Source organism: Azospirillum soli, assembly GCF_017876165.1.
Taxonomy (GTDB): domain Bacteria; phylum Pseudomonadota; class Alphaproteobacteria; order Azospirillales; family Azospirillaceae; genus Azospirillum; species Azospirillum soli.
Genome location: NZ_JAGINQ010000063.1, coordinates 1 through 1,454, shown reverse-complemented (window position 1 = coordinate 1,454; position 1,454 = coordinate 1). Strand labels below are relative to the sequence as shown.

General features: G+C 71.4%; 1 protein-coding gene. It reads left to right on the top strand.

The genetic code is table 11. The annotated features are described in order from the left end of the window. Window positions 1-1,454, top strand: a 1,454-nt coding sequence (locus J2852_RS31240; protein WP_209883179.1) for an FG-GAP repeat domain-containing protein, incomplete at both ends; no start/stop codon positions are given.

The following is a 1,454-nucleotide window of genomic DNA, read 5'->3' as shown; positions in this document are numbered from 1 at the left end:
CGGCCGTGGCGCCGGCGCAAGCCTGGAAGGTGGAGGGCGCGGCCGACTTCACCGGCGACGGCAAGGCCGACATCCTGTGGCGCAACGGCACCAGCAACCAGGTGCTGCTGTGGACGATGGACGGCGGCACGGTGACCTCGGCCAGCACGGTGGAGGTCAACGGCGCGGCGGCGGCGCCGGCGCAAACCTGGAAGGTGGAAGGCACGGCCGACTTCACCGGCGACGGCAAGGCCGACATCCTGTGGCGCAACGGCACCAGCAACCAGGTGCTGATGTGGGCGATGAACGGAGCCAGCGCGGTGAGCGGCGCCAACACCGGGGCGGTCACCTACACCGGCCTTGGGACGGCGAACGTGAGCGGGCTGCGGGTGGAGGGGGTGGCGGACGCCAGCGGCGACGGCAAGGCCGACGTGCTGTGGCGCAACCCGACGAGCGGGCAGCTCACTTTGTGGCGGCTGAACGGCACGGCGGTGGCGAGCGACACGGCGCTGCAGTTGAACGGGGCGGCGGCGACGGTGTCGAGCGCGTGGTCGGTGCAGGCGTTGGCCGACCTGACCGGCGACGGCAAGGCCGACGTGCTGTGGCGCAACCCGACGAGCGGGGCGCTGACGGTGTGGGCGCTGGACGGCAACACCGTCACGTCGGCGGCGTCGGTTCAGCTCAACGGCGCCAACGTGGCGCCGGGGACGGCGTGGCAGGTCGAGGCGGTGGGCGACTTCACCGGCGACGGCAAGGCCGACCTGGTGTGGCGCAACGGCACCAGCAACCAAGTGCTGCTGTGGGCGATGAACGGCGCCACCGTGACGTCGTCCAACGCGGTGCAACTGAACGGGGCGGCGGTGGCGCCGGGGGCGGCGTGGCAGGTCGAGGGGACGGGCGATTTCACCGGCGACGGCAAGGCCGATCTGGTGTGGCGCAACACCAGCAGCGGGCAGATGCTGGTGTGGGCGATGAACGGCGCCACCGTGACGTCGTCCAACGCGGTGCAGCTCAACGGCGCCAACGTGGCGCCGGGGACGGCGTGGGCGGTGGAAAGCGTGGCCGACCTGTCGGGCGACGGCAAGGCGGACATCCTGTGGCGCAACGGCGGCACCGGGCAGCTTTTGCTGTGGGAGATGAACGGTTCGACGGTGAGCGCGTCCAACGTGGTGCAGCTGAACGGGGCGGCCGCGACGATCACGGCGGCGTCGGGCTGGACGGTGGCTCAGGCGCGCGACTTCAACGGCGACGGCAAGGCGGACATCCTGTGGCGCAACACCGCGACGGGGCAGGTGTCGCTGTGGACGATGGACGGGCGCACGGCGACCAGCACGGGGCTGGTGGAGCAGAGCAACGTTGCGGTCAGCGTGGAGGCAAGCAGCGAAGTGCTGGGCACGCAGGACTACACCGGCGACGGCAAGGCCGACGTCCTGTGGCGCAACACCACCACGGGGCAGGTCTCGTTGTGGACGATG